The sequence below is a fragment of the Microvirga sp. HBU67558 genome (genome assembly GCF_018069605.1).
GTDB classification, from domain to species: Bacteria; Pseudomonadota; Alphaproteobacteria; order Rhizobiales; family Beijerinckiaceae; genus Microvirga; species Microvirga terrae.
This window is the reverse complement of the sequence record NZ_JAGPUP010000539.1, coordinates 23388-47998: the sequence shown is the minus strand read 5'-3', so window position 1 is coordinate 47998 and position 24611 is coordinate 23388. Positions and strand designations below refer to the sequence as shown.

The window sequence follows — 24611 nt, the reverse complement described above, 5'->3', positions numbered from 1 at the left end:
GCTCACCCTGTGAGCCGGGCCCGATGCCTCACGACCGACGAAAGGGCCGGCGCTTGCGTGGATCAGCGCTTCGCGTCCGCCTTTGCGCGCTCGATTCCCTCGATGATCAGGCGGCGGGCCTCTTCGGCATCGCCCCAGCGGATGATCTTGGCCCATTTGCCGGGCTCGAGATCCTTGTAGTGCTCGAAGAAGTGCTCGATCTGCTTGATGGTGATCTCCGGCAGGTCCGTGTAGGTGGCCACCCGGTCGTAGCGCTGAGTCAGCTTGCTCGACGGAACCGCGATGATCTTCTCGTCCTGGCCGCCGTCGTCCTCCATCACGAGAACCCCCACGGGCCGCACGTTCATGACGGCGCCCGGCGCGATCGCGCGGGTGTTGGCGACGAGCACGTCGCAGGGGTCGCCGTCGCCCGAGAGCGTGTGGGGGATGAAGCCGTAATTCCCGGGATACCGCATCGACGTGTAGAGGAAGCGGTCGACGAAGAGCGTGCCGGATTCCTTGTCCATCTCGTACTTGATGGGTTCGCCGCCGAGCGGCACTTCGATCACGACGTTCACGTCGTCCGGCGGGTTCTTTCCAATCTTGATCGCATCAAGGCGCATAGAGCTGTTCTCCGGAACAAGGCTTGAAGCATCGTCCCGGTCGAGGCTCTCTCCCGGGGGAGGAGGCCGTCACGCCGGAACAACGCGGCAGAAGATCGTCTCGAGAGCGGCTTGAACCGATAGGCCGGACGACCGCTTTCTGGAGCCTGGATGCCTCACTAGAGCATTGGGTTCAAAAGGGGAACCCATTTTCAGGCGCGACGGGACGCGCCGCCTATCGCGGAACCAGGACTGGCCCTGAGATCCTGAAACAGAGTATCGGGACGGCGGCTTCGGACGTCGTCAGCGAAAGAGATACGCGACCTTGGCGAGCGGCTTTTGGCCGATGCGCTCCTCGACGCGGGCAACCGAGCGTCCGCCCATGCTCTCGTAGAACGCGCAGGCGCGCTCGTTGTCCTCGAGCGCCCAGACGACGACCCGGTCCAACCCCCGATCCTTGAGATCGTTGCGCACCGCGTTGAACAGGCGCCGGCCGAAGCCGATGCCCTGGTATTCGGGCAGCAGATAGAGCTCGTCGATCTCGCCGTTCGCCGGCAGCGACCGGTCGCGGCAGCGGCCGTAGGACGCGTAGCCCACCGCGCCATCGCCGATGTCGAGCACCACGAGCGGGCGCCCGCGCGACACGGTGGAACGCCACCAGCGCGGGCTGCGCCGGGAGAACATCTTGTCGAGCGTCACGCCCGGAATGATCCCGAGATAGGCCTCCCGCCAGGCCGCATCGAAGACCCGCGAGAGGGCCGGGGCGTCATCGGGCTTGGCGTGACGGATACTGACGAGAAGGTCGCTCATGGACACGAAGGCGGCGAGAGGAAGGTCGGGACCGAGTGTCCGCCCGGCAGGGTTAACGGGGCCTTAACGGCGGCTCCCGTCTGGCTACGAAACCTTGGCTTTATAGGCGATTGGCCGATTGTCTCGGGTAGGCAAAAGGACGCAAGGGGCCGGATTACGATAGGAAAGGTTTGCGCCCTTTATGAATCTTGAATATGGGTACTGCAACGTTATAAAGAATCCAAACATCGGATAGAGATAGGTTCTGGTGTGAAAAGCGTCTCCGCAACTATGTTTCGAAAAGTGTGCGGCCACACCGCGCCTGAGCCAACCAACCAGTAACACAAATACATTCTCATGTGAGGAGTGAGTTGATGACCTTTCCGGATTCGTGGGGCGAAACGCGCAATATCGCCAATATTACGAACATCCCTGAAGCGTTTGTCTCGAACCCAATAGTTCTGCGGGACGGATGGATTGTCCAGGTATGGCTACAACCGGCTTCCTCCACGAACCCTAGCAGGATCATGGGCCGCGTTCTTAACGCCGACGGGAGCGATGTTGGTTCTTATTTCTACGTCGGTGAACCCGGAGAAGCGGGTGGGGATCGTCCTTCCGTCGCCGCCACAGCCGACGGACGATTCATGGTCGTCTGGACCAAGTCTACCCCATCAGGATCGACACTCGTTCAGGAAACGTATGATGTTTTTAGCGGGCGTGTTGATACGAATCCGATAGCATCTACTTCTACTACTGGGTACAGATTTAAACCAGCCATCGACACCTTCGATGACGGTTCGTTTTATATTACTTATGAACGTTCGGGCGTATCATATTTCAAATACAATGGTGGAACCGCTAGTAGTGGAATACTGGATTCTACTTCAAATATTCAGCAGCTTGGGAAAATAGCGGCAAACCAAGATCACATTGCAAACCTACAATATGACGATGGCCATCTATACCTAGGCCTATCTGAACTCAATGGAACCGGACTGAATCGTGTTCCTATTGTAGTAGCTGGTTTCACAAGGTCGCTGACAAGTAGTATATCCACGCTCGAGAACGGAAATTTCGTCGTTTTACATCAAAACTACGATCCTGACGCTCGAAATCAACTATTGATAGCGAAAATTTACTCGCCTCAGGGGGCCATTCTTCAAACAATCGAGCTCTACAGGGGCAGTGCTACGGTAGGAAGCACGTCAGTCACATCCATATCCGGCTCCGACTTTGCGTTTGCAGTTCAGATCGGTGCTTCTTTCGAGCTCGGGACCTACCGTGATGGTGCAGTGGAGATGCAACAAATATCTGCGGACCGTCCGAGTAACATCAATCTAAAGACTCTCAAGGACGGGCGGTTCATGCTTGAGTGGACCGAGATGAGCGGTGCCACCAGCAACGGGATCATCCGCGCTCGGATATATGATTCACGCACAAATGCCATCGACTGGCATGGCGGCGATATCGGACAGCAATATGCGGGTACGAAATTCGGCGATGGCCTTCATGGCGGAGCCGGAAATGACACGTTGTTCGGCGGTGCCGGCGACGATGTTCTGGACGGCAATGGCGGCGCCGACATACTCGACGGCGGTGCGGGCTGGGACTTGGCTCGCTACATCGACACCCCCGAGGCGCAGGGCGGAGTGACCATCGATCTATCGAACTATAGAAATAACCGCGGCGCGGCCGCCGGCGACAAGCTGACCGACATCGAAAGCGTCCAAGGCACCAACCAAGGCGACACGCTCATTGCCGCCTCGGGTTCGACGGGCAATGGGTCGGAACTGCACGGCGCCGGCGGGAGTGATAGCCTCAAGGGCCAGAACGGCGGCGACCGGTTGTACGGCGAAGCCGGCAACGACGTTCTCGAAGGCGGCGCCGGCGGCGACACCCTGGACGGCGGCGACGATTGGGACGTCGCCACTTACATCAACGTCACCGGCCAGGGCGTGACGGTCGATCTGTCGAACAAGGATAACAATGCCGGCGGCGCGCAGGGCGACACCCTAGCCAACATCGAAGTGGTGCAGGGCACCAACCAGGCCGATACGCTGATCAGCATCGACCATGGTGGCGGCACCGGGGCCGAGCTGCACGGGGCAGGCGGCAACGATACCCTCGTCGGCAAGGGCGGCGGCGACCTGCTCTATGGCGAGGCGGGCAACGATATTCTCGAAGGCGGTGCCGGCGGCGACATCCTCGACGGCGGCGCCGATTGGGATATCGCCACCTATATCCACACCACCGGCCATGGCGTGACCGTCAACCTCTCCAACAGCGCCGACAACGCGGGCGGGGCGCTTGGCGACACGCTGTCCAACATCGAGGGGGTGCAGGGCTCGAACCAGGCGGACACTCTTACCGGCAGGGCCGGCGACGACCGGCTCTTCGGTGAATCGGGCGACGACATCCTGCGCGGCGCCGGCGGCGGCGACGTGCTCGACGGCGGCGCCGGCAGCGACACGGCCGTGTTCTCTGGCCAGCGGAGCGCCTACACGATCACCGACAACCGCGACGGCACCTTCACGGTCACGGGGATCGACGGCGCCGATTTGCTCACGAATATCGAGTTCGTGCAGTTCGACGACGTCACCGAGACCCTCACGGCCGGCACCGAGAACCATGATCCGGACCGTCTCAGCTTCCTGGACGACAGCACCACGGCGAGCGTCGACGCGGACGCCATAGCCCCGGTGCTCGGAGAGCTGAAGGGGCACGACCCGGATACCGGCCAGACCCTGACCTTCGCGATCGATCTGTCCGACGCGAACCAGGGCAGGTTCACGATCACGAACGGCAACAGGCTGTCGGTCGCCTCGGGCACGCTGGACGCCGGCACCTACACGGTGAAGGTGCGGGTGTCCGACGGCCACGGCGGCGCGCTGGTGAAGGATTTCACCATCGTCAGCAATCCCGTGGTGAACGGCAACCATGCCCCGTCGACGCTTCGCCTCAACGGCGGCACGGATGTTTCGATCAACGAGAACGCAGCCTTTGCCGGCACCTTGTCGGCGCAGGATTCGGACGGCGACAATCTGACCTGGAGCTTCGTCGACGGCATCGTCGGCAACGCCAACGGCCTGTTCGAGATCGACAACACGGGCACCGGCAACAAGCTTCTCAAACTGAAGGCCGGGATCGACTACGAGGCTCTGCCGGCCGGCCAGAAATACCTCATGGTCTACCTGAACGCGTCCGACGGCAAGCCGGGCGGGACCAGCGCCCTGCAAGGCTTCAAGATCGCCGTCGCCGATCTGGACGAGACGCCGCCGAACCAGGCGCCGACCGGCGTGACGCTGTCCGGACGCTCGGCTGCCGAATACGCCCCGGCCGGTCGCGAGGTCGGCACCCTGTCGGCCACGGACGCCAACGGCGATCGGGTGTCCTATGCGCTGATCGACGATGCCGGCGGCCGCTTCATGCTCTCCGGCAACCGGATCCTGGTGGCCGACGGGTTCCGGCTCGATTGGGAACAGGCTCGCTCGCACACGATCGCCGTGCAGGCATCGGACGGCCGGGGCGGCGTCGCGAGCCAAGCCTTCACCATCGAGGTCGGCAACGTCGATCCGGAATTCACCGCCGGCACGGCGCGCGACGACGTGTTCCACGGCGGTGCGTTGAACGACGTTCTGCTCGGCAATGCCGGCCACGACCGTCTGTTCGGCGGGGCGGGCAACGACACGCTCAAGGGCGAGGCCGGCAACGACACGATCGGGGGCGGCGCGGGGCTCGACAAGCTCACTGGCACGAAGGGCTCAGGCAGCCGGGACGCCTTTGTGTTCGATACCCGGCTCACCAGCAAGGGCGTGGCCGCCAGGAACAAGGACACGATCGTCGATTTCGGGCCGAAATACGATTCGATCTATCTCGACGATGCGGCCTTCTCCAACCGGACGATCGCCAATTACCTGAAAGGAAAAGGCGCGGCGCTCGACCATGCCTTCAAGATGAAGAGCAGCTTCTTCCGCGTCGGCGACAAGGCTCTCGACCGGGACGACTTCTTCATCGCCAAGAAGATCAAATCGACCGAATATAAGCTGTACTGGGATGCGGACGGTTCCGGCTCGAAGGCCATGCTGGAGATCGGCACCGTGAAGCTCCAGAAGGGCGAGGGCACCGCACTCACCTACAAGGACTTCTTCTTCATTTGAGCGAAGGAGACGTTCGCCGGGCCCTCATCCCGAGAAGCCGGCGATCTCCCCTTCGCCCGAACAAGGACGTGTCGAGGAAAAGCCCGCCCCCTCGCAGGGGCGGGCTCATTGGTTCGCGGTCGCTTACGGTGCTTCAAACTACAGCCCATGCAGGATCTAAAAGTGGTCCCCCATCATTTCCTGATCTCCAGCCTTGATCCGATGCCGCAGCATTATCTGCATGGGACCTGCTGGCAGGACGAGGATTTCATCCTCGCCGACGGCGGATACGCGCAGTACCGCGCTGTCAGGAACGCCACGATTCAGGCGGGCCAGGACGGCGCCTACATCGTCGCCAACAGCACGGAACGCGAGACCGTCATAGGGACCGACTTCAGCGGCTATCACAAGCTCTTTCTCTACCAGCATGCCGGCCATTGGATTCTCTCCAACTCGCTCATCGAAACGGCACGCTTCGCCGCAGCCAAAGGGTTGCCGGTCACCATCGACGAAAGCCATCTGGCCAGCTTCTTCATTAAGGGAGCGTTCGGAAATCAACTCACGTCCCTGCGCACCAGCGTGAAGGAAATCCGGCTGGTTCCCGCGACGATGGAAGTTGTCGTCCCTCGGGTCTCCCTCAAGAGCAACCCGACTGTGCGGCTAACGCCCGCCGCCCGGATGGCGCAAGGAGAGACCCGCTACGGTGCGGCGTTGCGCGAGTATCTAAGATTGTGGGTCGGCCGCATGGCCACGGTGCTCCAATCGGATTTGTCCATGAGCAGTGAACTGACGGGAGGCCAGGATTCACGGGCCGTACTGGCCCTGATGCTCGCGGCGGCCCGGCTGGTCGGGGTCGATTCGATCCGGCGGATCAATTTCACGAGCAACGAAGGTCAAACGAACGATTTTGCGGTCGCGCGCGAGATTGCGGAAAGATTTCACCTGCGCTTCATGACGTGGAGCGACGACCGGCGCAGCCCCCCACTGCTCGGACTCGTCGAAGCCTACGAAAAATGGAAGTCGCTCTGCCTCGGAGTCTATGCGCCTAGCTATTTCCCGCGAAGGCGCCCGGTTCCGACCTCAATCGTCTTCGGGGGCTCCGGCGGCGAGGGGCACCGGCGCTTTTACCCCGACATCGGATTGGACAGGTTCCTCGCGCTTCACCGAAACCATATTCCTTCCGCTGCTCATTTCAGGACGCTGAAGAACGCCATCGCGGAGGATCTCGCGTTCCTGCAACAAGGACCTGAGGTTTCTGTCGATCCCCTGGTCCTGCACTACCGGCATTTTCGGGATCGATGTCATGGCGGTCGCACGCCGCAATACACGAACCTGCTTTCGCCTCTCTCCAGCGCCTCCTTGAGGAGAGCGTCGTCCTTATGCACCCCTGATCAGCTCGACCGCAGACAGGTCGTCGCCGATATCCTCATCAATGCGAGCCGCGAACTCGCATCCATGCCTTTCGACACTCCGAAAAAGTCCTTCGTTGCGAGTCATTTTGACGAGGTGATCGACGCCTCGGATGCCATCGGCTCTGCCCGCACGAGCGGGCGGGTCTTCGCAGCGGCGTCAGAGCATGCGGCCAGTGGGGATTTCACGAAACAGAAAGCACTCCACCTGCTTCGGGATGATTTTCTCTCGCATTACGACACCATGGGCAGAACAGGCTTCTTTCCAAGAAGCTATCTGGAAGAGGCCAAGGCTGTCGTGGAAGAAGCGGCGCGGAAGGGGCGCTTCTCCCATCCTGTCGAAGGTTGCTCCGTATCGCACGTGATCCTTGCGGGGGAGCTGTCAGGCCTCGCTCGAGAGGATATCCGTCGACCATCCACCTTAGAGGCTTTCAGATCGGCCATTCTGCGGCGCCTGCCCGGGCGTATATGAGGGCGTCACCCCCGGGTTGTACCGATGCGCTTTCCCTGCACGGCGTGACGGATCTCTCTGGGACAGTCAGTAATGAAAAAGGCGCCCGCTCCTCATCCGAAGAGCGGGCGCCTTTTTCGTCGCGTATCTTACGCCGCGAGCTGGCGCAGGACGTAGTGCAGGATGCCGCCGTTGCGGAAGTACTCGACCTCCTCGAGCGTATCGATGCGGCAATGCACCGGCACCTTGCGCACCGAGCCGTCGGCCGAGGTGACTTCCATCTCCATGCGCTGGCGCGGCTTCAGCTCGCCGGCGAGACCCTTGATCGTGATGGTCTCGTCGCCCTTCAGGCCGAGCGTCTCCCAGGACGTGCCCTGCTCGAACACGAACGGGGCCACGCCCATGCCGACCAGGTTCGAGCGGTGGATGCGCTCGAAGCTCTCGGCGATCACCGCGCGCACGCCGAGCAGGACCGTGCCCTTGGCCGCCCAGTCGCGGGACGAGCCGGTGCCGTATTCCTTGCCGGCCAGAACGACGAGCGGAACGCCCTCGTCCTTGTAGCGCATGGCGGCGTCGTAGATGAACATCCGCTCGCCCGAGGGCTGGTGGATGGTGTAGCCGCCCTCGACCACGTGGCCGCTCTCGTCCTTCACCATCTGGTTCTTGATGCGGATGTTGGCGAAGGTGCCGCGCATCATGACTTCGTGGTTGCCGCGACGGGTGCCGTACTGGTTGAAGTCGGCGACGCGCACCTGGTGCGACTGCAGGTATTCACCGGCCGGCGAGGCCGCCCGGATGTTGCCCGCGGGCGAGATGTGGTCGGTGGTGATCGAGTCCTGGAAGAGGCCGAGGATGCGCGCGTTCACGATGTCCGTGACCGGCTTCGGATCCTTGGTCATGCCCTCGAAATAGGGCGGGTTCTGCACGTAGGTGGATCCCGCAGGCCACTCGTAGGTGAGGCCCGGCTCGAAGGTGACCTTCTTCCAGTTCTCGTCGCCCGAGAACACGTCGGCGTAGCGCGACTTGAACAGCTCGCTCGTGATCGTGCGGTCGATGAAATCCTGCACCTCGGCCGAGGAGGGCCAGATGTCCTTGAGGTAGACCGGCTGGCCGTCCGAACCCGTGCCGAGCGGATCCGTGGTGAGATCCACCAGCATGGAGCCGGCGAGAGCGTAGGCCACCACCAGCGGGGGCGAGGCGAGATAGTTCGCGCGCACGTCCGGGTTCACGCGGCCTTCGAAGTTACGGTTGCCCGAGAGCACCGACACGGCCACGAGGTCGTTGTCGTTGATCGCCTTCGAGACGTTCTCCGGCAGAGGGCCCGAATTGCCGATGCAGGTGGTGCAGCCGAAGCCGACGAGGTTGAAGCCCAGCGCATCGAGGTCGCCCTGGAGGCCGGCTTTCCTGAAGTATTCCTCGACGATCTGCGATCCGGGCGCGAGCGAGGTCTTCACCCATGGCTTGGAGGTCAGGCCCTTGGCGACCGCGTTGCGGGCGAGGAGGCCAGCGCCGATCATCACGCTCGGGTTCGAGGTGTTGGTGCAGGAGGTGATCGCCGCAATCACCACGTCGCCATGGCCGAGATCGTAGTTGGCGTCCTCCACCTTCACGCGCTTGCCGATCTCGCCGGCCTTGCGGAACTCCTTCTCCATGGCGCCGAGGAACTCGGTCTTGGAGGTGTCGAGCGTCACGCGGTCCTGCGGGCGCTTCGGGCCGGCCAGCGAGGGAACCACGTCGTTCAGGTCGAGCTCGAGGCTGTCGGTGAAGACCGGGTCCGGCGTCTCGGCCGTGCGCCACATGCCCTGCGCCTTGGCGTAGGCCTCGACGAGGGCGACGCGCTCGTCCGTGCGGCTGGTGGTGCGCAGATACGCGATGGTCTTGTCGTCGATCGGGAAGAACCCGCAGGTCGCGCCGTATTCGGGCGCCATGTTGCCGATGGTGGCGCGGTCGGCGACCGACATGTCGTTGAGGCCGGGGCCGTAGAATTCCACGAACTTGCCGACCACGCCCTTCTTGCGCAGCATCTGGGTGACCGTGAGCACCAGGTCGGTGGCGGTCACGCCTTCCTTGAGCCTGCCGGTGAGCTTGAAGCCGATCACCTCGGGGATCAGCATGGAGACCGGCTGGCCCAGCATGGCGGCCTCCGCCTCGATGCCGCCCACGCCCCAGCCCAGGACCGCGAGGCCGTTGACCATGGTGGTGTGCGAATCGGTGCCCACCAGGGTGTCCGGATAGGCGGTCTCCTCGCCGGTCGCCGTGTCCTTGCGGGTCCAGACGGCCTGCGACAGGAATTCCAGGTTCACCTGGTGGCAGATGCCGGTACCCGGGGGCACGACGGAGAAGTTCTCGAAGGCGGTCTGGCCCCACTTGAGGAAGCGGTAGCGCTCGCCGTTGCGCTGGTATTCCAGCTCCACGTTGCGGTCGAAGGCCTTCGGGGTGCCGAACTCGTCCACGATCACCGAATGGTCGATGACCAGGTCGACGGGCACGAGCGGGTTGATCTTGCGCGGGTCGCCGCCGAGGTTCTTCATGGCGTCGCGCATGGCGGCGAGATCCACCACGGCCGGAACGCCGGTGAAGTCCTGCATCAGGACGCGGGCCGGGCGGTAGGCGATTTCCTTCTCGTCCTTGCCCCGGTTGTCGAGCCAGGCGGCCACGGCCTCGATATCGGCCTTGGTGACCGTGCGGCCGTCCTCGTAGCGGAGCAGGTTCTCGAGCAGCACCTTCATGGAGAAGGGCAGCTTCGAGGCGCCCGTGAGGCCGTTCTTCTCGGCCTCCACGAGGGAGTAATAGGTGTAGGACTTGTCACCGACTTTGAGGGTCTGGCGAGCATTGAAGCTGTTGTTGAGCGTCACGGCGAATCCTCGCGTGCATTTGGGTTACGAACATGTGTTCGGCCGAAAGCGCGATAAGCGCGCGCCGCTCCGGGGGCGCCCGGACAGGGGAGAAAGCGCGCGAGGCGGATTGGACGCCTTGGCGCGCGGCGCAGCCAGGGGTGCTATAGATCATTTCGAACCATCCCGCTACACGGATTAGAACCATTCCGGGGTGCAATCAGGGCAGAGGTCTTCGGGTTTGCGTCTGAGCGTTAACAATTTGGCCTGCGAGCGGGGGGAGCGCCGGATCTTCGAGGGCGTCTCGTTCACCCTGCGGGCCGGCGAGGCCCTGGTGATCACCGGCCGCAACGGGGCCGGCAAGTCCTCGCTCCTCGAGATCCTGGCCGGCCGCCTGCGTCCGGCCGCCGGGGTGATTCTCCTCGAGCAGGCGGGCGAGCGGACCTTGGCCGAATGCCTGCACTACGTGGGGCATCGCGATGCCCTCAAGGCGGCGCTCACGGCCCAGGAGAACCTCGCCTTCGCCCGCGACTTTCTCGGCAGTCCCGCGATGAAGCCCCCCGAGGCCCTGGAGGCCGTGGGCCTCGCCCATGCGGCCCGCCTGCCGGTGGCCTATCTCTCGGCCGGGCAGCGCCGCCGGGTGGCGCTTGCCCGCCTCCTGGTGGCGCACCGGCCTCTCTGGCTCCTCGACGAGCCGACCTCGGCCCTCGACACCGCCTCCCAGGACATTCTGCGCCTCCTCCTCGAGCAGCATCGGGGAAGCGGCGGCATGATCGCGGCCACGACCCACTCGCCCCTGTTCCTGACGGATTCCAAGGAGATCCGGATCGAGCGCAGGTCTCCGCGCGTTGAAGAACTGGACGAGGAGCCCGCATGATTCGCTCCTTCCGCGCCCTCCTGGTCCGCGACCTGAAGCTCGCCGCGCGCGTGGGCGGGTCGGGCGTCATGGGCCTCATCTTCTTCCTGATGATCGTGACGCTCATCCCCTTCGCGCTCGGGCCCGATCTCAACCTGCTCTCGCGCATCGGCCCGGCGATTCTCTGGATCGCCGCCCTGCTCGCCACCCTGATCGGCCTCGACCGCCTGTTCCAGGCCGATCAGGAGGACGGATCCCTCGATCTCCTGCGCCTGTCGCATGCGCCCATGGAGGTGGTCGTGCTGGCGAAGGTCGTGGCCTATTGGCTCGTCACCGGCCTGCCGCTCGCGGTCGCCGCGCCCTTCCTCGGTCTCCTGGTCGCGCTCTCGCCGGAGGGTATGCTCGCCATGGTGGCGACCCTGCTGGTGGGGACGCCCGCGCTCACCTTCATCGGAGCGGTCGGTGCGGCTCTGACCGCCTCGTTGCGGCGCGGCGGCCTGATCCTGGCGATCCTGGTCGTGCCCTTCATGATCCCGACCCTCATCTTCGGGGTTTCGGCCGCCAATGCGGCGCTGGGCGGGACGATTCCCTTCGCGACCCCATTCCTGATCCTGATCGCCCTGTCGCTGATCGCGGCTGTCGTCGGCACGGTCGGGGCCGCCGCCGCCCTGCGCTCGGGGGAGTAGGCAGGCCGATGGGAGACCGTCTCGTCCTGCGCCTGCGCCGCGCTCTGACCGGGCCCCTGCCGGAGCCTGTCTGGCCGGCCGGGATCCGGCCGGTTCCGTTCGAGCCGGACCGTCATGCGAGGCAGGTTCACGCGCTGCTCGTGGAAGCCTATTCCCGCGGGGGCGGCTATGTGGAGCCCTTCACGATCTGGTGGCCGAGCCTGCGAGACGATTCCGAATACGATCCGGCCCTGGTCGTCGTCGCGGTGAACGCGCAGGACGAGATCGTCGGCGTGGCGCAGTGCTGGACGAGCGCTTTCGTGAAGGACCTCGCGGTCGCGCCGGCCATGCGCCGGCAGGGCCTGGGATCAGCCCTGCTGCGCCAGGCCTTCCGAGCCCTGCAGGGTCGCGGAGCCGCCTTCGTGGATCTCAAGGTCGACGCCGACAACCCCTCCGGGGCCCTGCGGCTTTACCGCTCGCTCGGGTTCGACGAAGTCGAGGCCTATCGGCTCTCCTGACCGTCAGGCAGCCCGTGTGTCCTCGTCGGGGACCCGCCCGAACAGGGCGTCGAACCCCTCGGCGCCCTCGCAGGTGAAGGTGAGGACGCGGCCCGCATCCCGCCGGACCCATTGCTTCTCGATCAGCCGGTCGAGGATTGCGGCGCCGAGCGCACCGCCGAGATGGCTGTGCCGCTCGCTCCAGTCGAGGCAGGCCCGGCACACGGGGCGGCGGCCTTTTTCCAGCTTGGTCAGATCGATGCCGAAATCCGCGAAGAAGGTGCGGCCCTTGTCCGTGAGCGCGAGATCCTGCCCGCCCGCGATCAGGCCCTGCCGCCGGGCACCATTCAGCAGCGCGACGCCGCGCTCGCCGGCGAGATGGTCGTAGCAGATCCGGGCCGAGCGCAAGGCCGCATCCTTCGGGCCGGTTCTGACCCGGGTCGCTCCCGTGCGCTGGGCCAGGCCCATCAGGGCTTCCAGGACCTGCGCCACATCGGGCCCCGAAAGCCGGAAATAGCGGTGCCGTCCCTGCTTTTCGGCGATCAGAAGGTTAGCCGCGTCGAGCTTGGCGAGATGGCCGCTCGCGGTCTGGAGGGTGACGCCGGCGGCTTGCGCGAGCTCGCTCACGGTCAATGCCCGGCCGTCCATCAGGGCGGTGAGGATGTTGGCACGGGCCGGATCGCCCAGCAGGGCGGCCACGGACGCGATGACGGGACCTTCTTTCATACTTCGATCATAGCCGAACCATTGGTGTCGATCAATCGGCTAAGAAGGACGGGTCTTCGGCAACAGGACGGCTGCAACCATGATCACCTGCTTCATCCGCTACGAGATCGATCCCTTCAGGAAGGAGGCGTTCAACGAATATGCCCGCAACTGGGGCCAGGCCATCCCCCGCTGCGGGGCGGATCTCATCGGCTACTACGCCCCGCACGAGGGCTCCGCCACCACGGCCTATGGGGTCTACACCATTCGGAGCCTCGCCGAATACGAGGCCTATCGCGAGCGCCTGCGCGATGATCCAATGGGACGGGCCAATTACGAGTTTGCGAAACGGGAACAATTCATCCGCCGGGAAGACCGGATCTTTCTCCGGTTGGCCTCGGCCCCTCACGCGGAGCTGATCAAGCCATGATTGCGGTGATCTTCGAGGTCTGGCCGGACGGAGAGGATGGACGGCAGCATTACCTCGGCCTTGCGGCCGCCCTGCGCTCCGACCTCACGGCCATGGACGGCTTCATCTCGGTCGAGCGCTTCCAGAGCCTGACCGAGCCGGGCAAGATGCTGTCGCTGTCGTTCTGGCGCGACGAGGAGGCGGTGCGGGCCTGGCGCAACCTGCCGTCCCATCGGGCGACTCAAGAGGCCGGCCGCGCCGGCACCTTCAGGGACTACCGCCTGCGCGTCGCCGCGGTGATCCGCGATTATGGCCTGAACGAACGCGCCGAGGCGCCGACGGACAGCCGCGCGGTTCATGACGGGCTCACGGCCGAAGGCTGATCCCGAAGGCCTGCTCGATGGCCGGCTTGCCGTCCCGCTCGACCCGGTAGACGGCGCGGTAGAGGCCCGGCCGGAAGCCGCCGGGCGGCTGCTTCACGCCCGAGAAGGCCATCCACTGGGCCTTGTCGCGGTCGAGGGGCGGCGCCTTGTTCTGGGCGAGCGGCTTGCCGTCGGGATCGAACAGGGTGAGGGTCTGGACATCGCCGCCTTTCAACCCGATGGCCCGCACATAGGCCACGAGCGCCGGCGACCGGGTCGTGGGCGTGTCCTGGTCGGCGGCGCCGGATTCGATCGCCTCCATGGTCACCGGCCCCGGGGCGAAGCCCTTGTTGAGGACGCTGCCGCCCTGATAGGCGAGCGCGCGCTGGAGCGAGGCCTCCCACAGCGACGTGCCGCCGCCGCAGGATTTCTCCGGCGCCCCGTACGCGAAGGGATCGACCGGCTTGCCGTCCTTGATCAGCGTGAAATGCAGATGCGGGAATTCGGTCAGTCCGGACAGGCCGATCCGGCCGATCCTGTCGCCGGCCTTCACCTCCTGGCCCGAGCGCACCGTGACGCTGCCTTTCGCCATGTGGCAATAGGCCGTGCGCCAGCCGTTGCCGTGATCGATCACCACCGCGTTGCCGCAGCCGATCCGGCTGATCGCCTCGCGGGTCTGCGGGGTCACGGCCACGTCGGCAACGCCCTCGCGGGTGCTGGCCACCTTTCCGTCGGCGGCCGCGACCACGTCGATCCCGGCCTTCTGCGCCGCCATGGTCGGCACGCGGATGTCGGTCCCGTCATGGGTGTCGTAGGTGAGGGTGCCGCATTGGTAGTCGCTCGCGGCCGGCGAGGGGTCCCGATCCACGTAATGCTGGATGAAGCAGGTACGTCCGATCTCGCAGGCGACCGGCAGGCGCAAGCTGATCTCCTGCGCGGCGGCGGGAAGAGCCAGGGCGAGGCCGACGAGGCTTGAAGGTCCCAGACGCATGATCGCTCCGCAACATCGATGCCGGGATATAGGTCGCCATGAAGGCTGATGAAGGGCGACAGGATCTCACGCTCACGTCATCACCGGCACGAGCCGGTAATGACGCCTAGGGACGATAATGCCAAGCTCCTACGCATATTTCCGGAATGGCGATGGAGCGCGAAGCCTCTAAAAGCCTGGTTCTGGCGAAAACGTTATGCGGCTTGCGGCGATGTCTCCGTTGCAGGCGCAGCCCTGGACCGCTAAATCGACACCATGATCCGAGACCTTGCCAATCCGACCCGCTTCATGAGCCTCAGCGGCACGCTGCTGCCGTGGGTGGGCGGTCTCACGGCGCTTCTCATGGCGGCCGGGCTCTACATGGTCTGGTTCACGGCGCCCGCCGATTACCAGCAGGGCGAGACGGTCAAGATCATGTACATCCATGTCCCGGCGGCCTGGCTGTCCCTGTTCTTCTACATGATCATGGCGTCCTCGGCGCTCGGCACGCTCGTCTGGCGCCATCCGCTGGCGGACGTGTCGCAGAAGGCGGCCGCGCCCATCGGGGCGGCGTTCACGCTGATCTGCCTCGTCACCGGGTCGCTCTGGGGCAAGCCCATGTGGGGCACCTACTGGCAATGGGACGCGCGGCTGACCTCCATGCTGGTGATGCTGCTGATCTATCTCGGCATTCTCGCGCTCTGGCGCGCCATCGAGGAGCCCAACCGGGCGGCCCGCGCGGTGTCGATCCTGACCCTGGTAGGGGCCGTGAACGTGCCGATCGTGAAATTCTCCGTCGACTGGTGGAACACCCTGCACCAGCCGGCCTCCGTGTTCCGCCTCGGCGGGCCGACGATCCATTCCTCCATGCTCGTGCCGCTCCTGGTCATGGCCGCGGCCTTCACCCTGCTGGGAATCGCCCTGCACCTGTCGGGCATGCGCACGGAGATCCTGCGCCGCCGGGTGCGCACGCTCACCATCCTCGAGGCCGAGCGCCTCGACGCACAGGCGGCCTGACGCCCATGTCGCACACGTTCTTCATCGCGTTCTCCTACATCCTGACGGCCCTCGTGGTGATCGGCCTGATCCTGCGCGCGGTCATCGATCACCGCATCCAGGTCCGCGCGCTGGCCGAGCTCGAAGCCCGCGGCATCGGCCGGAGGTCCCGCCGTGGCTGAAGCCGCCGAACGCCCGCGCTCCCGCTTCCTCTTCCTGCTGCCCGCCCTCATCTTCGTCGCCCTGGTGGGGCTGTTCGGTGTGCAGCTGATCTCCGGCCGCAACCCGGCCGAGGTTCCCTCGGTCCTGATCGACAAGCCCGTCCCGATTTTCGATCTGGCGCCGCTCGAAGGCCTTCAGGCCAATGGTCGGCCGGTACCCGGCTTCTCGAACCAGGATCTGAAGGGCCGCGTCACGGTGGTGAACGTCTGGGCGTCCTGGTGCGCGCCCTGCCGGCAGGAGCACCCGCTGCTGGTAGAGCTGGCGAAGGATCCCTCGGTCCGGGTGGTCGGGATCAACCAGAAGGACAATCCGGACAACGCCCGCCGCTTCCTCGGGGCGCTCGGCAACCCCTACGCGGCCGTGGGCGTCGATCCGAACGGCCGCGCCTCCATCGACTGGGGCGTCTACGGCGTTCCCGAGACCTTCATCGTCGGACCCGACGGCACCATCCGGTACAAGCATATCGGGCCGCTGACGCCCGAGAATTTTTCCGCCTTCAAGGAGCGCCTGGCACAAATCCCGCGCGCTTGAGCCGGTTGATCGCCACGTCGAGCGCCGACAGGAAGGCCGAGCGGTCCTTCTGCGAAAACGGCCTCGGCCCGCCCGTGACCTCGCCCATGGCGCGCAGATCCTCCATCAGGTTGCGGGTGGCGAGCGCCATGCCGACCGAGGACTCCGTGAAGGGTTTTCCGGTCGGGCCGATCACCTCGGCGCCGGCCTTGACGCAGCGGCTCGCCAGCGGGATGTCGGCCGTGATCACGATGGCGCCGCGCCCGGCGCGCTCGGCGATCCAGTTGTCGGCCGCGTCGAACCCGGCGCTCACCACGACCCGCTCGATCAGGGGATCCTGGGGGACCTGCAGGAAGGCGTTCGACACCACGAAGACCCTGACCCCGTGGCGCCCGGCGACCCGGTAGATCTCCGGCTTCACCGGGCAGGCATCCGCATCCACGTAGAGGATGATCGGTTGGAACGTCTCGCTCATGGTCCCTATATTCCTGTGGGATGCGGGGATGCCGCCGGGTCCTCCCGGCAGGCCGTGACGGCGTAACCATTTGGTCATCGGCGTTGAGGCACGTGTCGGCCTGCAAGATCAACCCCTCCGGGAGCAAAAAGAACCCGTGACCCCTCGATCCCGCATCCGTGCCGCCCTGGGCCTGATCGACTCCCTCCGCACGACCCCGGTGCTGAGCGATGCCACGCACCGGCTGATCCGCGAAGCCGATACCGGCGCCCTGCAACGGGCCGGGCTCGCGCGCATGGTCACGGCCGGGCTGCTGCTCATGGCCGTCCTGGTCACCACGGCGAGCGTCGAGCTCGCCAACCCGATGGCGCTCAAGCAGATCTGGGCCGCGGAGCTGACCCTGGTGCTGTTCGGCGCTCTCGGCTGGACCGGCGCCTGGCTCGCCTCGAAGCGCATCGCCATCGAGAGGCTGCCGGTCATCACGGCCATCCTCGATGCCTGCCTGGTTCTCGGAAACCTGGCCTACACCCATTGGGGCCTGGGGATCCCCGGCAGCCTCTTCTCGGTCTTTCCGGTCGCCTGGGTGGTGCCCATCACCATGGCGGCGGCGGCAATCCACTACCAGCCGCGGCTCCAGGCCTTCGTGGCTGCCATCTATGTGATCGGCCTGTCGCTCCTCGCCTTCGGCAGCGGATACTTGAGCCCCGCCGAGCGCCAGCAGGACCTGTCCGAGATCATCGGCGTGTTCTCCGCCCAGGCCAACATGGTCCGCCTCGTCATGGTCTTTGCCGCCGCCCTGATCCTGATCCTGGTGGCGCGCCAGGGACGGCTGATGCTGGAGCGGGCGGTGCGCGAGACCACCCTGCGGGTGACGCTGACCCGCTACCTGCCGCGCGAGCTCGCGCCAATCCTCACCGACCAGGCCTTCGCGTCCCTGCGCCAGGGACGGCGCATCCCCGTGACGCTGCTCTTCGTCGACATCCGCGCCTCGACCACCTTCGGCGAGACCATGGAGCCGGCGCAGCTCGCGGTCTTCATCACGTCGTTCCGGCGGCGGGTCCTGAGGGCGGCGAGCCGCCATGGCGGCGTCATCGACAAGTTCACCGGCGACGGAGCGCTCATCCTCTTCGGGGTGCCGGGCGCGCGCCCGGACGATGCCGGCCGGGCGCTCGCCTGCGGGCGCACGCTTCTCACCCTGATCGAGCGCTGGAACGCCAAGCGCGGCTTCAACCCGCCGGTGCGCCTGGGCATCGGCATCCATACGGGCGACGTGTTCTGCGGCGTGGTGGGCGACGAGAGCCGGCTCGAATTCACCGTGGTGGGCGAGACGGTCAACATCGCGTCCCGCATCGAGCAGGCGACGAAAGGCGCCGGCTGCGAGCTCCTGGCCTCGCAGGAAACCGTCACGGCGGCCGGCGAGGACGACAACTGGACCGAGGTCGCGTGCGATCCGCTGCCGGGCGTCACGCGCAAGATGGTGCTGATGAAGCCGGCCGGGTGAGGGGCGGCGGCACCTTGTCATCACCGGCCTTGGGCCGGTGATCGCGATTGGCGAGGCATGGCGCTTGAAGGCATTGGATGGCCGGGACAAGCCCGGCCATAACGGAAGAGCGTAGCGTTAGACCTCTTCCGCCTTCTTGATCTCGTGCCGCAGCAGCAGCGGCGTCTGCGCCAGCGCGAACGCGATGGTGAGCGGCATGATGCCGAAGACCTTGAAGCTGACCCAGAAATCCGTGGTCTGGGTGCGCCAGACGATCTCGTTCAGCGCGGCGAGCGCGAAGAAGAACAGGGCCCAGCGGAGCGTCAGCTTGCGCCAGCCCTCCTCGTCGAGCTCGAACACGCTGTCGAGCACGATCTGCAGCAGGGGCTTGCGGAAATAGAGGCCGCCGAGGAGCACCAGCCCGAACATGGTGTTCACGATCGTGGGCTTGAGCTTGATGAAGGTCTCGTCCTGCAGGAACAGGGTGAGCCCGCCGAACACCACCACGACGATGCCCGACACCATCGGCATGATCGGCAGCTTGCGGGTGAGCCCGTAGCTGATGCCGAGCGCGATCACGGTCGCCACGATGAAGACCCCCGTGGCGGCGAAGATGCGGTGGTCTTCCGGGAAGCCGAACCGGTCCCCATAGGCGTTGCCGAGGAAGAACAGGGCGAGCGGGCCGAGCTCGAGGGCGAGCTTGAGCAGGGGCGGGAGGCGCTTGTCGTCGGTCATGAGGTTGCTTCTAACCCGGCAATGGCTTTTGCGAAATCCCGTGCGGTGAAAGGCTCCAGGTCCTCGACTCCTTCGCCCACGCCGATGAAGTGGACGGGGAGGCGGAATTTTTCGGCGAGCGCCACCAGGATGCCGCCGCGGGCCGTGCCGTCGAGCTTGGTCATGACGAGGCCCGTCACGCCGGCCGCCTTCTGGAACAGCTCGACCTGGCTGATGGCGTTCTGGCCCACCGTCGCGTCGAGCACCAGGAGGGTGGCGTGGGGGGCGGTCGGGTCGAACTTCTTGACCACGCGAACGATCTTTTCCAGCTCCGCCATCAGCCCGGCCTTGTTCTGCAGGCGGCCCGCCGTGTCGATGAGGAGCACGTCGGAGCCGTTCGCCTTCGCCTCCTGCAGGGCGTCATAGGCAAGGCCCGCCGCATCGGCGCCCTGCGCGCGGGCAAGAACCGGCGCGCCGACCCGCTCGCCCCAGACCTTGAGCTGCTCGATGGCGGCGGCCCGGAAGGTGTCGCCGGCGGCGAGCATCACCTTGAGGCCCTGCTGGCGGAACTTCTGGCTCAGCTTGCCGATGGTCGTGGTCTTGCCCGCCCCGTTCACGCCGATCATGAGGATCACGAAGGGCTTCTTCGTCCGGTCGATGGCGAGCGCCTGGGCGACCGGCTGGAGCGCCTTCTCGACCTCGCCGGCGAGAATCGCCTTCACCTCCCCGGGCGAGATCTCCTTGTTGTAGCGGCCCGATGCGATCGCCGCCGTAATGCGCATGGCGGCCGGAACGCCGAGATCCGCCTGGACCAGGGCATCCTCGAGCTCCTCGAGGGTCGCGTCGTCGAGCTTGCGCTTGGTGAAGAGGCCGGTGACGCTGTCCGACAGGGACGAGGAGGTGCGGCGCATGCCGTCCGTCAGGCGCTGCCACCAGCCGCGCGGTGCTGCCGGCATAGCGTCGGGGACCGGATCAGGGAGCACCTCGGCGGGCGCCGGCTCGGGGGCCGGCAGGTCCGCGGCCGTGATGTCGGGCCGCAATTCGGGGCCCGTCTCGGTCAGGATGCGCGGCAGCGGCTCCTGCGGGTTGGTGCCTTCGGGATCGAGACCCTCCACGGGCTGGAGGTCCGCCCCGGCCAGTTCCGGCGCCGCCTTGGCCTCCTCGGGCGTATCAGGGGAGGCCTCCGTCACGGTCGGAGGAGCGGCCGTCAGGTCGTCCGCCGCGTTCGCCGGCGGGGAGGGCATCGTCTCGGGATGGCCTCCGGCCTGCGGCGTCTCCGGCGCCGGCTGCTGCGTCTCCGGCTGGGCCGCCGCAGGGGTTTCGGCCTTGCGCCCGAACAGACGGGAGAGGAATCCGGGCTTGTCGGGCTTGGTGTCAGCCATGGGTGCTGCTGTGCCTTTTCGTTCTTGTGCTTGATTGAGCGCTGCCGCCTCGATAGCGCATCGTGCGGAAAAGTGGAAAACGGTTTTCCGCACCAAACGATGCGTCTGCATGAAGCGTAAGCATCGGATCAATGCCAAAAGCGGGTTCCACTTTTGGAACCGATGCTCTAGTCGAGGCCTCATGAATGCGGAAGAGATAGTAAGCCGATTGCTGTATCGCGATGCCCTGATGCTCGTGATCGACAAGCCTGCCGGCCTGCCGGTGCATCCCGGGCCCAAGGGCGGCGAAACCCTGTTCCATCACCTCGACGCCCTCCGCTTCGGTCTGCCGCGCCGCCCGGAGGCCGCGCACCGCCTCGACAAGGACACATCGGGCTGCCTGGTGCTCGGCCGCCACCCCAAGGCCATCGCCCGCCTCAACGAGCTTTTCCGCATGAACGAGGTCGACAAGGTGTACTGGGCCGTGGTCGAGGGCGGACCGCACGACGAGGGCGAGATCGACCTGGCGCTCGCACCGAAATCGCCGGACCGCGGCTGGTGGATGAAGGTGGACCCCAAGGGCCAGCCCTCGCTGACCCGGTGGCGGGTGCTGGGGCGGGGCGAGGGCTTGGCTCTCCTGGAGCTGCGACCCGTCACCGGCCGGACCCATCAGCTGCGGGTCCATTGCGCGGCCATGAACTTCCCGATCCTGGGCGATCCCATCTACGGCTCTGCCCCGCGCTTCGGCGGCCCGGGCCTGCATTTGCACGCCCGCAGCGTGAGCGTGCCGCTCTATCCGAAGAAGACGCCGATCACCGTCGAGGCGCGGGTGCCGGAGCATATGCGGGAGCGGGTGGAGGCTTGCGGCATCTTGGTCGGCGGCGCGGGCCGTCCGACCTGACATCCTCCACGTGTCATCACCGGCCTCGTGCCGGTGATCCCGATGCGGTGAGACGCCCCGCTTCGAGCGATCGGGATGGCCGGGACAGGCCCGACCATGACGACGATCGGTCTGAACGGGAACCCTAGGCCGCCAGCAGGTCCTTGCCGTCGTGGCCGGCGATCGTGGTCGGCACGATCGCGCCCGGCGTCACGGGCCTGTCGAAGCGCACCAGGGTGAACCCTTCCGTGCGGCCGAGCTGGTTGGTCTCGATCAGCACGTTGCGGCGCGCCCCGATCTCGCTGCCGAGATGCCTCAGCAGGGCGGCCTCGCCCTTCTCGCGCAGGCGCCGTGCCCGGTCCTTCACCACGTCGCGCGCCACCTGCGGCATGCGTGCGGCCGGGGTGCCGGGACGGGGCGAGAACGGAAAGACGTGGAGGTGGGTGAGACCGCATTCGTCCACGATGGAGAGGGAGCGCGAGAACATCTCCTCGGTCTCGGTCGGGAACCCCGCGATGATGTCGGCGCCGAACACCATGTCGGGCCGAAGGCGCTTCACCTGTTCGCAGAACGCGATGGCGTCGTTGCGCAGATGGCGGCGCTTCATGCGCTTGAGCACCATGTCGTCGCCGGCCTGAAGCGACAGATGCAGATGCGGCATCAGGCGGCTCTCGCCGGCGATCACGTCAAGGAGATCGTCATCCGCCTCCACGGAATCGATCGACGAGATGCGCAGGCGCTCCAGCTCCGGCACGTGGCGCAGCAGGCCCTTCACCAGGGTGCCGAGCTTCGGCTCGCCGGGCAGGTCCCGGCCGTAGCTCGTGATGTCGACGCCGGTGAGCACCACCTCGCGGGAGCCGTGCTCCACGAGGGTGCGCACCTGCTCCACCACGGCTCCCATGGGCACGGAGCGGGAATTGCCGCGGCCGTACGGGATGATGCAAAAGGTGCAGCGGTGGTCGCAGCCGTTCTGCACCTGCACGAAGGCGCGCGTGCGCCCGCGCATGCCGTCGATGAGGTGCACGGCGGTTTCCTTCACGGCCATGATGTCGTTGACGAGGACCTTCTCGCTCGCGCCTAAGCCGAAGTCGCGCATTCCGGTCCAGGTCTCGGCCTTCATCTTCTCGTGGTTGCCGACGACCTGGCTGACCTCCGGCATGGCCGCGAAGGTTTCGGGCTCGACCTGGGCGGCGCAGCCCGTCACGATGATGCGGGCTTCCGGCTTCTCGCGGGCGAGCTTGCGGATCGACTGGCGCGCCTGGCGGGTCGCCTCGGCGGTCACCGCGCAGGTGTTGACGATCACGACCTCGCCGAGGCCCGCATCCTCCGCATGGCGCTGCATGGCCTCCGACTCGTAGGTGTTGAGCCGGCAGCCGAAGGTGACGACCTCGACCGCCATCAGGCCACCTCGGTGAACAGGGACGGGGAGAAGGTGCCCTCGTGTTCCAGCTCGGTCGGGCCGGTCATCAGGACATGGTCGTCGCTCTCCCGCCATTCGATGACGAGGTCGCCGCCGGGAAGCGCGATCACGGCCTTGCGGCCTGTCAGCCCCTTGCGGGAAGCCGCCACGAGGGTCGCGCAGGCCGCGGACCCGCAGGCCCGGGTGGCGCCCGCTCCCCGCTCCCAGACCCGCAAGCTGATGTGTTCCGGGCCGGTCACCTGGGCGAAGGAGATGTTGGCGCGCTCCGGGAAGGCCGGGTCGTGCTCGAACACCGGGCCGATGGCGGAAAGATCGTAGGCCTGGGCGTTCTCGACCCAGAAGATCGCGTGCGGATTGCCCATGCCGACCGCCGAGGGGGCCCGCAGCTCGGGTGCGTCGGGCAGGGTCGTGTCAACGGCGATCGTTCGGGTATCGGGGAAAGGATCCCGCAGGGGAATCTCGTTCCAGGCAAGGCGCGGCGGGCCCATGTCGACGGTGAAGACCGTGTCCGAGACGCGCTCCACCGGCAGCAGCCCGGCCTTGGTTTCCAGCACCAGGTCACCCTCGACCGGGCGGCTCATGATCGGATCCGTCGTCATCGCCCAGGCGACGCAGCGGGTGCCGTTGCCGCAGGCACCGGATTCCGAGCCGTCCGTGTTGTAGATCCGCATATAGGCGTCGGTGCCCGGCGTCACCGGATCGTGCAGCACCATCAGCTGATCGAAGCGCGAGCGCGGGTCGGCCGCGATGGCGCGCGCTTCCGACGCGCTCACGCGATGGGCGGAGCCGCGCAGGTCGAGCACGGTGATCTCGTTGCCGAGACCGTTCATTTTCAGGAAGCGGCTGTTCGAAAGGGCACTCATGGGGGCGTATATGGCTCAAAATGCCCGAAACCGCGAGAGGGGTCGCGCGCGTCTGGGCAATTCTGCGGCAATATCGTCTAGAAGGCCTGCACGATCCGGGGGATGCTGGTCGCCACGATGAGCAGGCCGACCGCGACCATCAGGGGCCGGGTCGGCACCCGGCTGACCACGAATCCGCCCAACGGGGCCGCCAGCACACCGCCCACGATGAGGCCTGCGGCCGAACTCAGCTCCGACCAGCCCAGGTTGAGGATGAAGGTGGCGGACACCACGGATGTGACGAGGAACTCCGTCAGGTTCGCGGAGCCGATCACCTGCCGGGGGGCATGGCCGCGCCCGATCAGCGAGCTCGTGACGACCGGCCCCCAGCCGCCGCCCCCCATGGCGTCGAGCAGACCACCGCCGGCGCCGATCCACGGCACCATCCAGTCCCGGACCTCCCGGGGCCAGAGCGGGCGGAACGCCTTGAACGTGATGTAGAGGCCGATCGCCATCAGGTAGGCGGACACCAGGGGCTGGATCGTCTTCGCGTCGATGCTGGACAGGATGAAGGCCCCGACGGCTCCGCCGAGCATGCCGGCCGGCGCGAGTCGGGCCACGAGGCGCCAGTTCACGTTGCGGTGGAGCACGTGCGAGGCGCCCGAGGCCGCGGTGGTGAAGATTTCCGTCACGTGAGTCACGGCACTGGCCGTGGCGGGCGGCACGCCGAAGGCGAGAAGGCTCGTGGTCGACAGCACCCCGAACGCCATGCCGAGCGCCCCGTCGACGAGCTGGGCTCCGAAGCCGATCAGCGCAAAGATCAGAAAGTCTTCCATTCCTGGAGCAGCCTCGACGGAGACGAACGGGGGCTTGAGCATAGGCCAAGGGCATGACGTTGCGAGAGTGACCGGGGCTCCCGGCCAGAGGATTTTTTGTGCAGCTTATGAGGGGATGGCCTGCTGCAATCCGTCCTCCATGGAAGCTCGCGGACAGCCTCGCCGCTGCAACAAAACACCCCTATGGTGCTGCACCGTCTCTCTTCTTGATTCGCGGGTAAGGCGTCCTTCT

23 protein-coding genes are annotated in these 24611 nt (G+C 66.0%); 12 read left to right on the top strand and 11 right to left on the bottom strand.

Features of this window, described 5'->3' with window-relative positions:
* Positions 1-62 precede the first annotated feature (62 nt).
* On the bottom strand, positions 63-602 hold the full coding sequence (ppa, locus tag KBI52_RS20220) for an inorganic diphosphatase (protein WP_173947780.1): 540 nt from the start codon (positions 600-602) through the stop codon (positions 63-65).
* Positions 603-884: 282 nt separating this feature from the next.
* Positions 885-1391 carry a GNAT family N-acetyltransferase gene (locus KBI52_RS20215; RefSeq protein WP_210810969.1) on the bottom strand — a complete coding sequence of 169 codons (507 nt, stop codon included), beginning with the start codon at positions 1389-1391 and terminating at the stop codon, positions 885-887.
* A gap of 1343 nt (positions 1392-2734) precedes the next feature.
* On the opposite strand from KBI52_RS20215, the gene KBI52_RS33080 reads away from it, so the two are divergent.
* On the top strand, positions 2735-5527 hold the full coding sequence (locus KBI52_RS33080) for a calcium-binding protein (protein WP_247654521.1): 2793 nt from the start codon (positions 2735-2737) through the stop codon (positions 5525-5527).
* A 108-nt stretch (positions 5528-5635) separates the two neighbouring features.
* Complete coding sequence (locus KBI52_RS20195; protein WP_210810967.1) at positions 5636-7387, top strand: hypothetical protein; 1752 nt, start codon at positions 5636-5638, stop codon at positions 7385-7387.
* Positions 7388-7515: 128 nt separating this feature from the next.
* On the opposite strand, the gene acnA is transcribed toward KBI52_RS20195, so the two are convergent.
* Positions 7516-10221 (bottom strand): aconitate hydratase AcnA, encoded by a 2706-nt coding sequence (gene acnA, locus KBI52_RS20190; RefSeq protein WP_173947776.1) that lies wholly within the window; start codon positions 10219-10221, stop codon positions 7516-7518.
* A 220-nt stretch (positions 10222-10441) separates the two neighbouring features.
* On the opposite strand from acnA, the gene ccmA reads away from it, so the two are divergent.
* Genes ccmA through KBI52_RS20175 form a run of 3 tightly spaced genes read left to right on the top strand, consistent with a single transcriptional unit; the run spans position 10442 to position 12239 of the window.
* Positions 10442-11077: a heme ABC exporter ATP-binding protein CcmA gene (gene ccmA, locus KBI52_RS20185; protein WP_173947775.1), complete on the top strand. Its 636-nt coding sequence runs from the start codon at positions 10442-10444 to the stop codon at positions 11075-11077.
* The gene (gene ccmB / locus KBI52_RS20180) at positions 11074-11742 is read left to right on the top strand and encodes a heme exporter protein CcmB (RefSeq protein ID WP_173947774.1); all 669 of its coding nucleotides are present in this window, start codon (positions 11074-11076) and stop codon (positions 11740-11742) included. The genes ccmA and ccmB overlap by 4 nt, the downstream gene beginning before the upstream one ends.
* A gap of 8 nt (positions 11743-11750) precedes the next feature.
* Positions 11751-12239 (top strand): GNAT family N-acetyltransferase, encoded by a 489-nt coding sequence (locus tag KBI52_RS20175; RefSeq protein ID WP_210810961.1) that lies wholly within the window; start codon positions 11751-11753, stop codon positions 12237-12239.
* A 3-nt stretch (positions 12240-12242) separates the two neighbouring features.
* Here the strand turns inward: KBI52_RS20175 and KBI52_RS20170 are convergent, their stop codons facing one another.
* The gene (locus tag KBI52_RS20170) at positions 12243-12944 is read right to left on the bottom strand and encodes a helix-turn-helix transcriptional regulator (protein ID WP_210810958.1); all 702 of its coding nucleotides are present in this window, start codon (positions 12942-12944) and stop codon (positions 12243-12245) included.
* A gap of 79 nt (positions 12945-13023) precedes the next feature.
* Here KBI52_RS20170 and KBI52_RS20165 point away from each other — a divergent pair, with 79 nt between their 5' ends.
* On the top strand, positions 13024-13353 hold the full coding sequence (locus KBI52_RS20165) for an NIPSNAP family protein (protein ID WP_173947771.1): 330 nt from the start codon (positions 13024-13026) through the stop codon (positions 13351-13353).
* Positions 13350-13715 carry an antibiotic biosynthesis monooxygenase gene (locus tag KBI52_RS20160; RefSeq protein ID WP_173947770.1) on the top strand — a complete coding sequence of 122 codons (366 nt, stop codon included), beginning with the start codon at positions 13350-13352 and terminating at the stop codon, positions 13713-13715. Before KBI52_RS20165 ends, KBI52_RS20160 begins: the two co-directional genes overlap by 4 nt.
* On the opposite strand, the gene KBI52_RS20155 is transcribed toward KBI52_RS20160, so the two are convergent.
* Positions 13699-14685, bottom strand: a complete 987-nt coding sequence (locus KBI52_RS20155; protein ID WP_210810956.1) for a M23 family metallopeptidase — start codon at positions 14683-14685, stop codon at positions 13699-13701. The genes KBI52_RS20160 and KBI52_RS20155 overlap by 17 nt on opposite strands.
* A 255-nt stretch (positions 14686-14940) precedes the next feature.
* Here KBI52_RS20155 and KBI52_RS20150 point away from each other — a divergent pair, with 255 nt between their 5' ends.
* Genes KBI52_RS20150 through KBI52_RS20140 form a run of 3 tightly spaced genes read left to right on the top strand, consistent with a single transcriptional unit; the run spans position 14941 to position 16413 of the window.
* Positions 14941-15681: a heme ABC transporter permease gene (locus KBI52_RS20150; RefSeq protein WP_173947768.1), complete on the top strand. Its 741-nt coding sequence runs from the start codon at positions 14941-14943 to the stop codon at positions 15679-15681.
* Between the two features lie 5 nt (positions 15682-15686).
* Entirely contained in the window at positions 15687-15842 is a 156-nt protein-coding gene (ccmD, locus tag KBI52_RS20145; protein WP_210810955.1) for a heme exporter protein CcmD, read from the top strand.
* On the top strand, positions 15835-16413 hold the full coding sequence (locus tag KBI52_RS20140; protein WP_210810948.1) for a DsbE family thiol:disulfide interchange protein: 579 nt from the start codon (positions 15835-15837) through the stop codon (positions 16411-16413). Before ccmD ends, KBI52_RS20140 begins: the two co-directional genes overlap by 8 nt.
* On the opposite strand, the gene KBI52_RS20135 is transcribed toward KBI52_RS20140, so the two are convergent.
* On the bottom strand, positions 16379-16867 hold the full coding sequence (locus KBI52_RS20135; protein WP_173947765.1) for a YaiI/YqxD family protein: 489 nt from the start codon (positions 16865-16867) through the stop codon (positions 16379-16381). The genes KBI52_RS20140 and KBI52_RS20135 overlap by 35 nt on opposite strands.
* Positions 16868-17003: 136 nt before the next feature.
* On the opposite strand from KBI52_RS20135, the gene KBI52_RS34225 reads away from it, so the two are divergent.
* Entirely contained in the window at positions 17004-18347 is a 1344-nt protein-coding gene (locus tag KBI52_RS34225) for an adenylate/guanylate cyclase domain-containing protein (protein WP_173947764.1), read from the top strand.
* A 117-nt stretch (positions 18348-18464) separates the two neighbouring features.
* Here KBI52_RS34225 and KBI52_RS20125 read toward each other — a convergent pair whose 3' ends face one another.
* On the bottom strand, positions 18465-19061 hold the full coding sequence (locus KBI52_RS20125) for a septation protein A (protein WP_173947763.1): 597 nt from the start codon (positions 19059-19061) through the stop codon (positions 18465-18467).
* Positions 19058-20422 (bottom strand): signal recognition particle-docking protein FtsY, encoded by a 1365-nt coding sequence (ftsY, locus tag KBI52_RS20120; RefSeq protein ID WP_210810945.1) that lies wholly within the window; start codon positions 20420-20422, stop codon positions 19058-19060. The genes KBI52_RS20125 and ftsY overlap by 4 nt, the downstream gene beginning before the upstream one ends.
* A gap of 181 nt (positions 20423-20603) precedes the next feature.
* Here ftsY and KBI52_RS20115 point away from each other — a divergent pair, with 181 nt between their 5' ends.
* A complete protein-coding gene (locus KBI52_RS20115) occupies positions 20604-21302 on the top strand; it encodes an RluA family pseudouridine synthase (RefSeq protein ID WP_210810944.1) in 699 nt (232 codons plus the stop codon).
* A 124-nt stretch (positions 21303-21426) separates the two neighbouring features.
* Here KBI52_RS20115 and mtaB read toward each other — a convergent pair whose 3' ends face one another.
* The 3 genes from mtaB to KBI52_RS20100 all read right to left on the bottom strand — a co-directional run bounded on the left by mtaB (position 21427) and on the right by KBI52_RS20100 (position 24379).
* Positions 21427-22680 carry a tRNA (N(6)-L-threonylcarbamoyladenosine(37)-C(2))-methylthiotransferase MtaB gene (mtaB, locus tag KBI52_RS20110; protein WP_173947760.1) on the bottom strand — a complete coding sequence of 418 codons (1254 nt, stop codon included), beginning with the start codon at positions 22678-22680 and terminating at the stop codon, positions 21427-21429.
* Positions 22680-23564 carry a diaminopimelate epimerase gene (gene dapF, locus KBI52_RS20105; RefSeq protein ID WP_173947759.1) on the bottom strand — a complete coding sequence of 295 codons (885 nt, stop codon included), beginning with the start codon at positions 23562-23564 and terminating at the stop codon, positions 22680-22682. The genes mtaB and dapF overlap by 1 nt, the downstream gene beginning before the upstream one ends.
* Before the next feature lie 77 nt (positions 23565-23641).
* Positions 23642-24379, bottom strand: a complete 738-nt coding sequence (locus KBI52_RS20100) for a sulfite exporter TauE/SafE family protein (protein ID WP_173947758.1) — start codon at positions 24377-24379, stop codon at positions 23642-23644.
* Positions 24380-24611 lie beyond the last annotated feature (232 nt).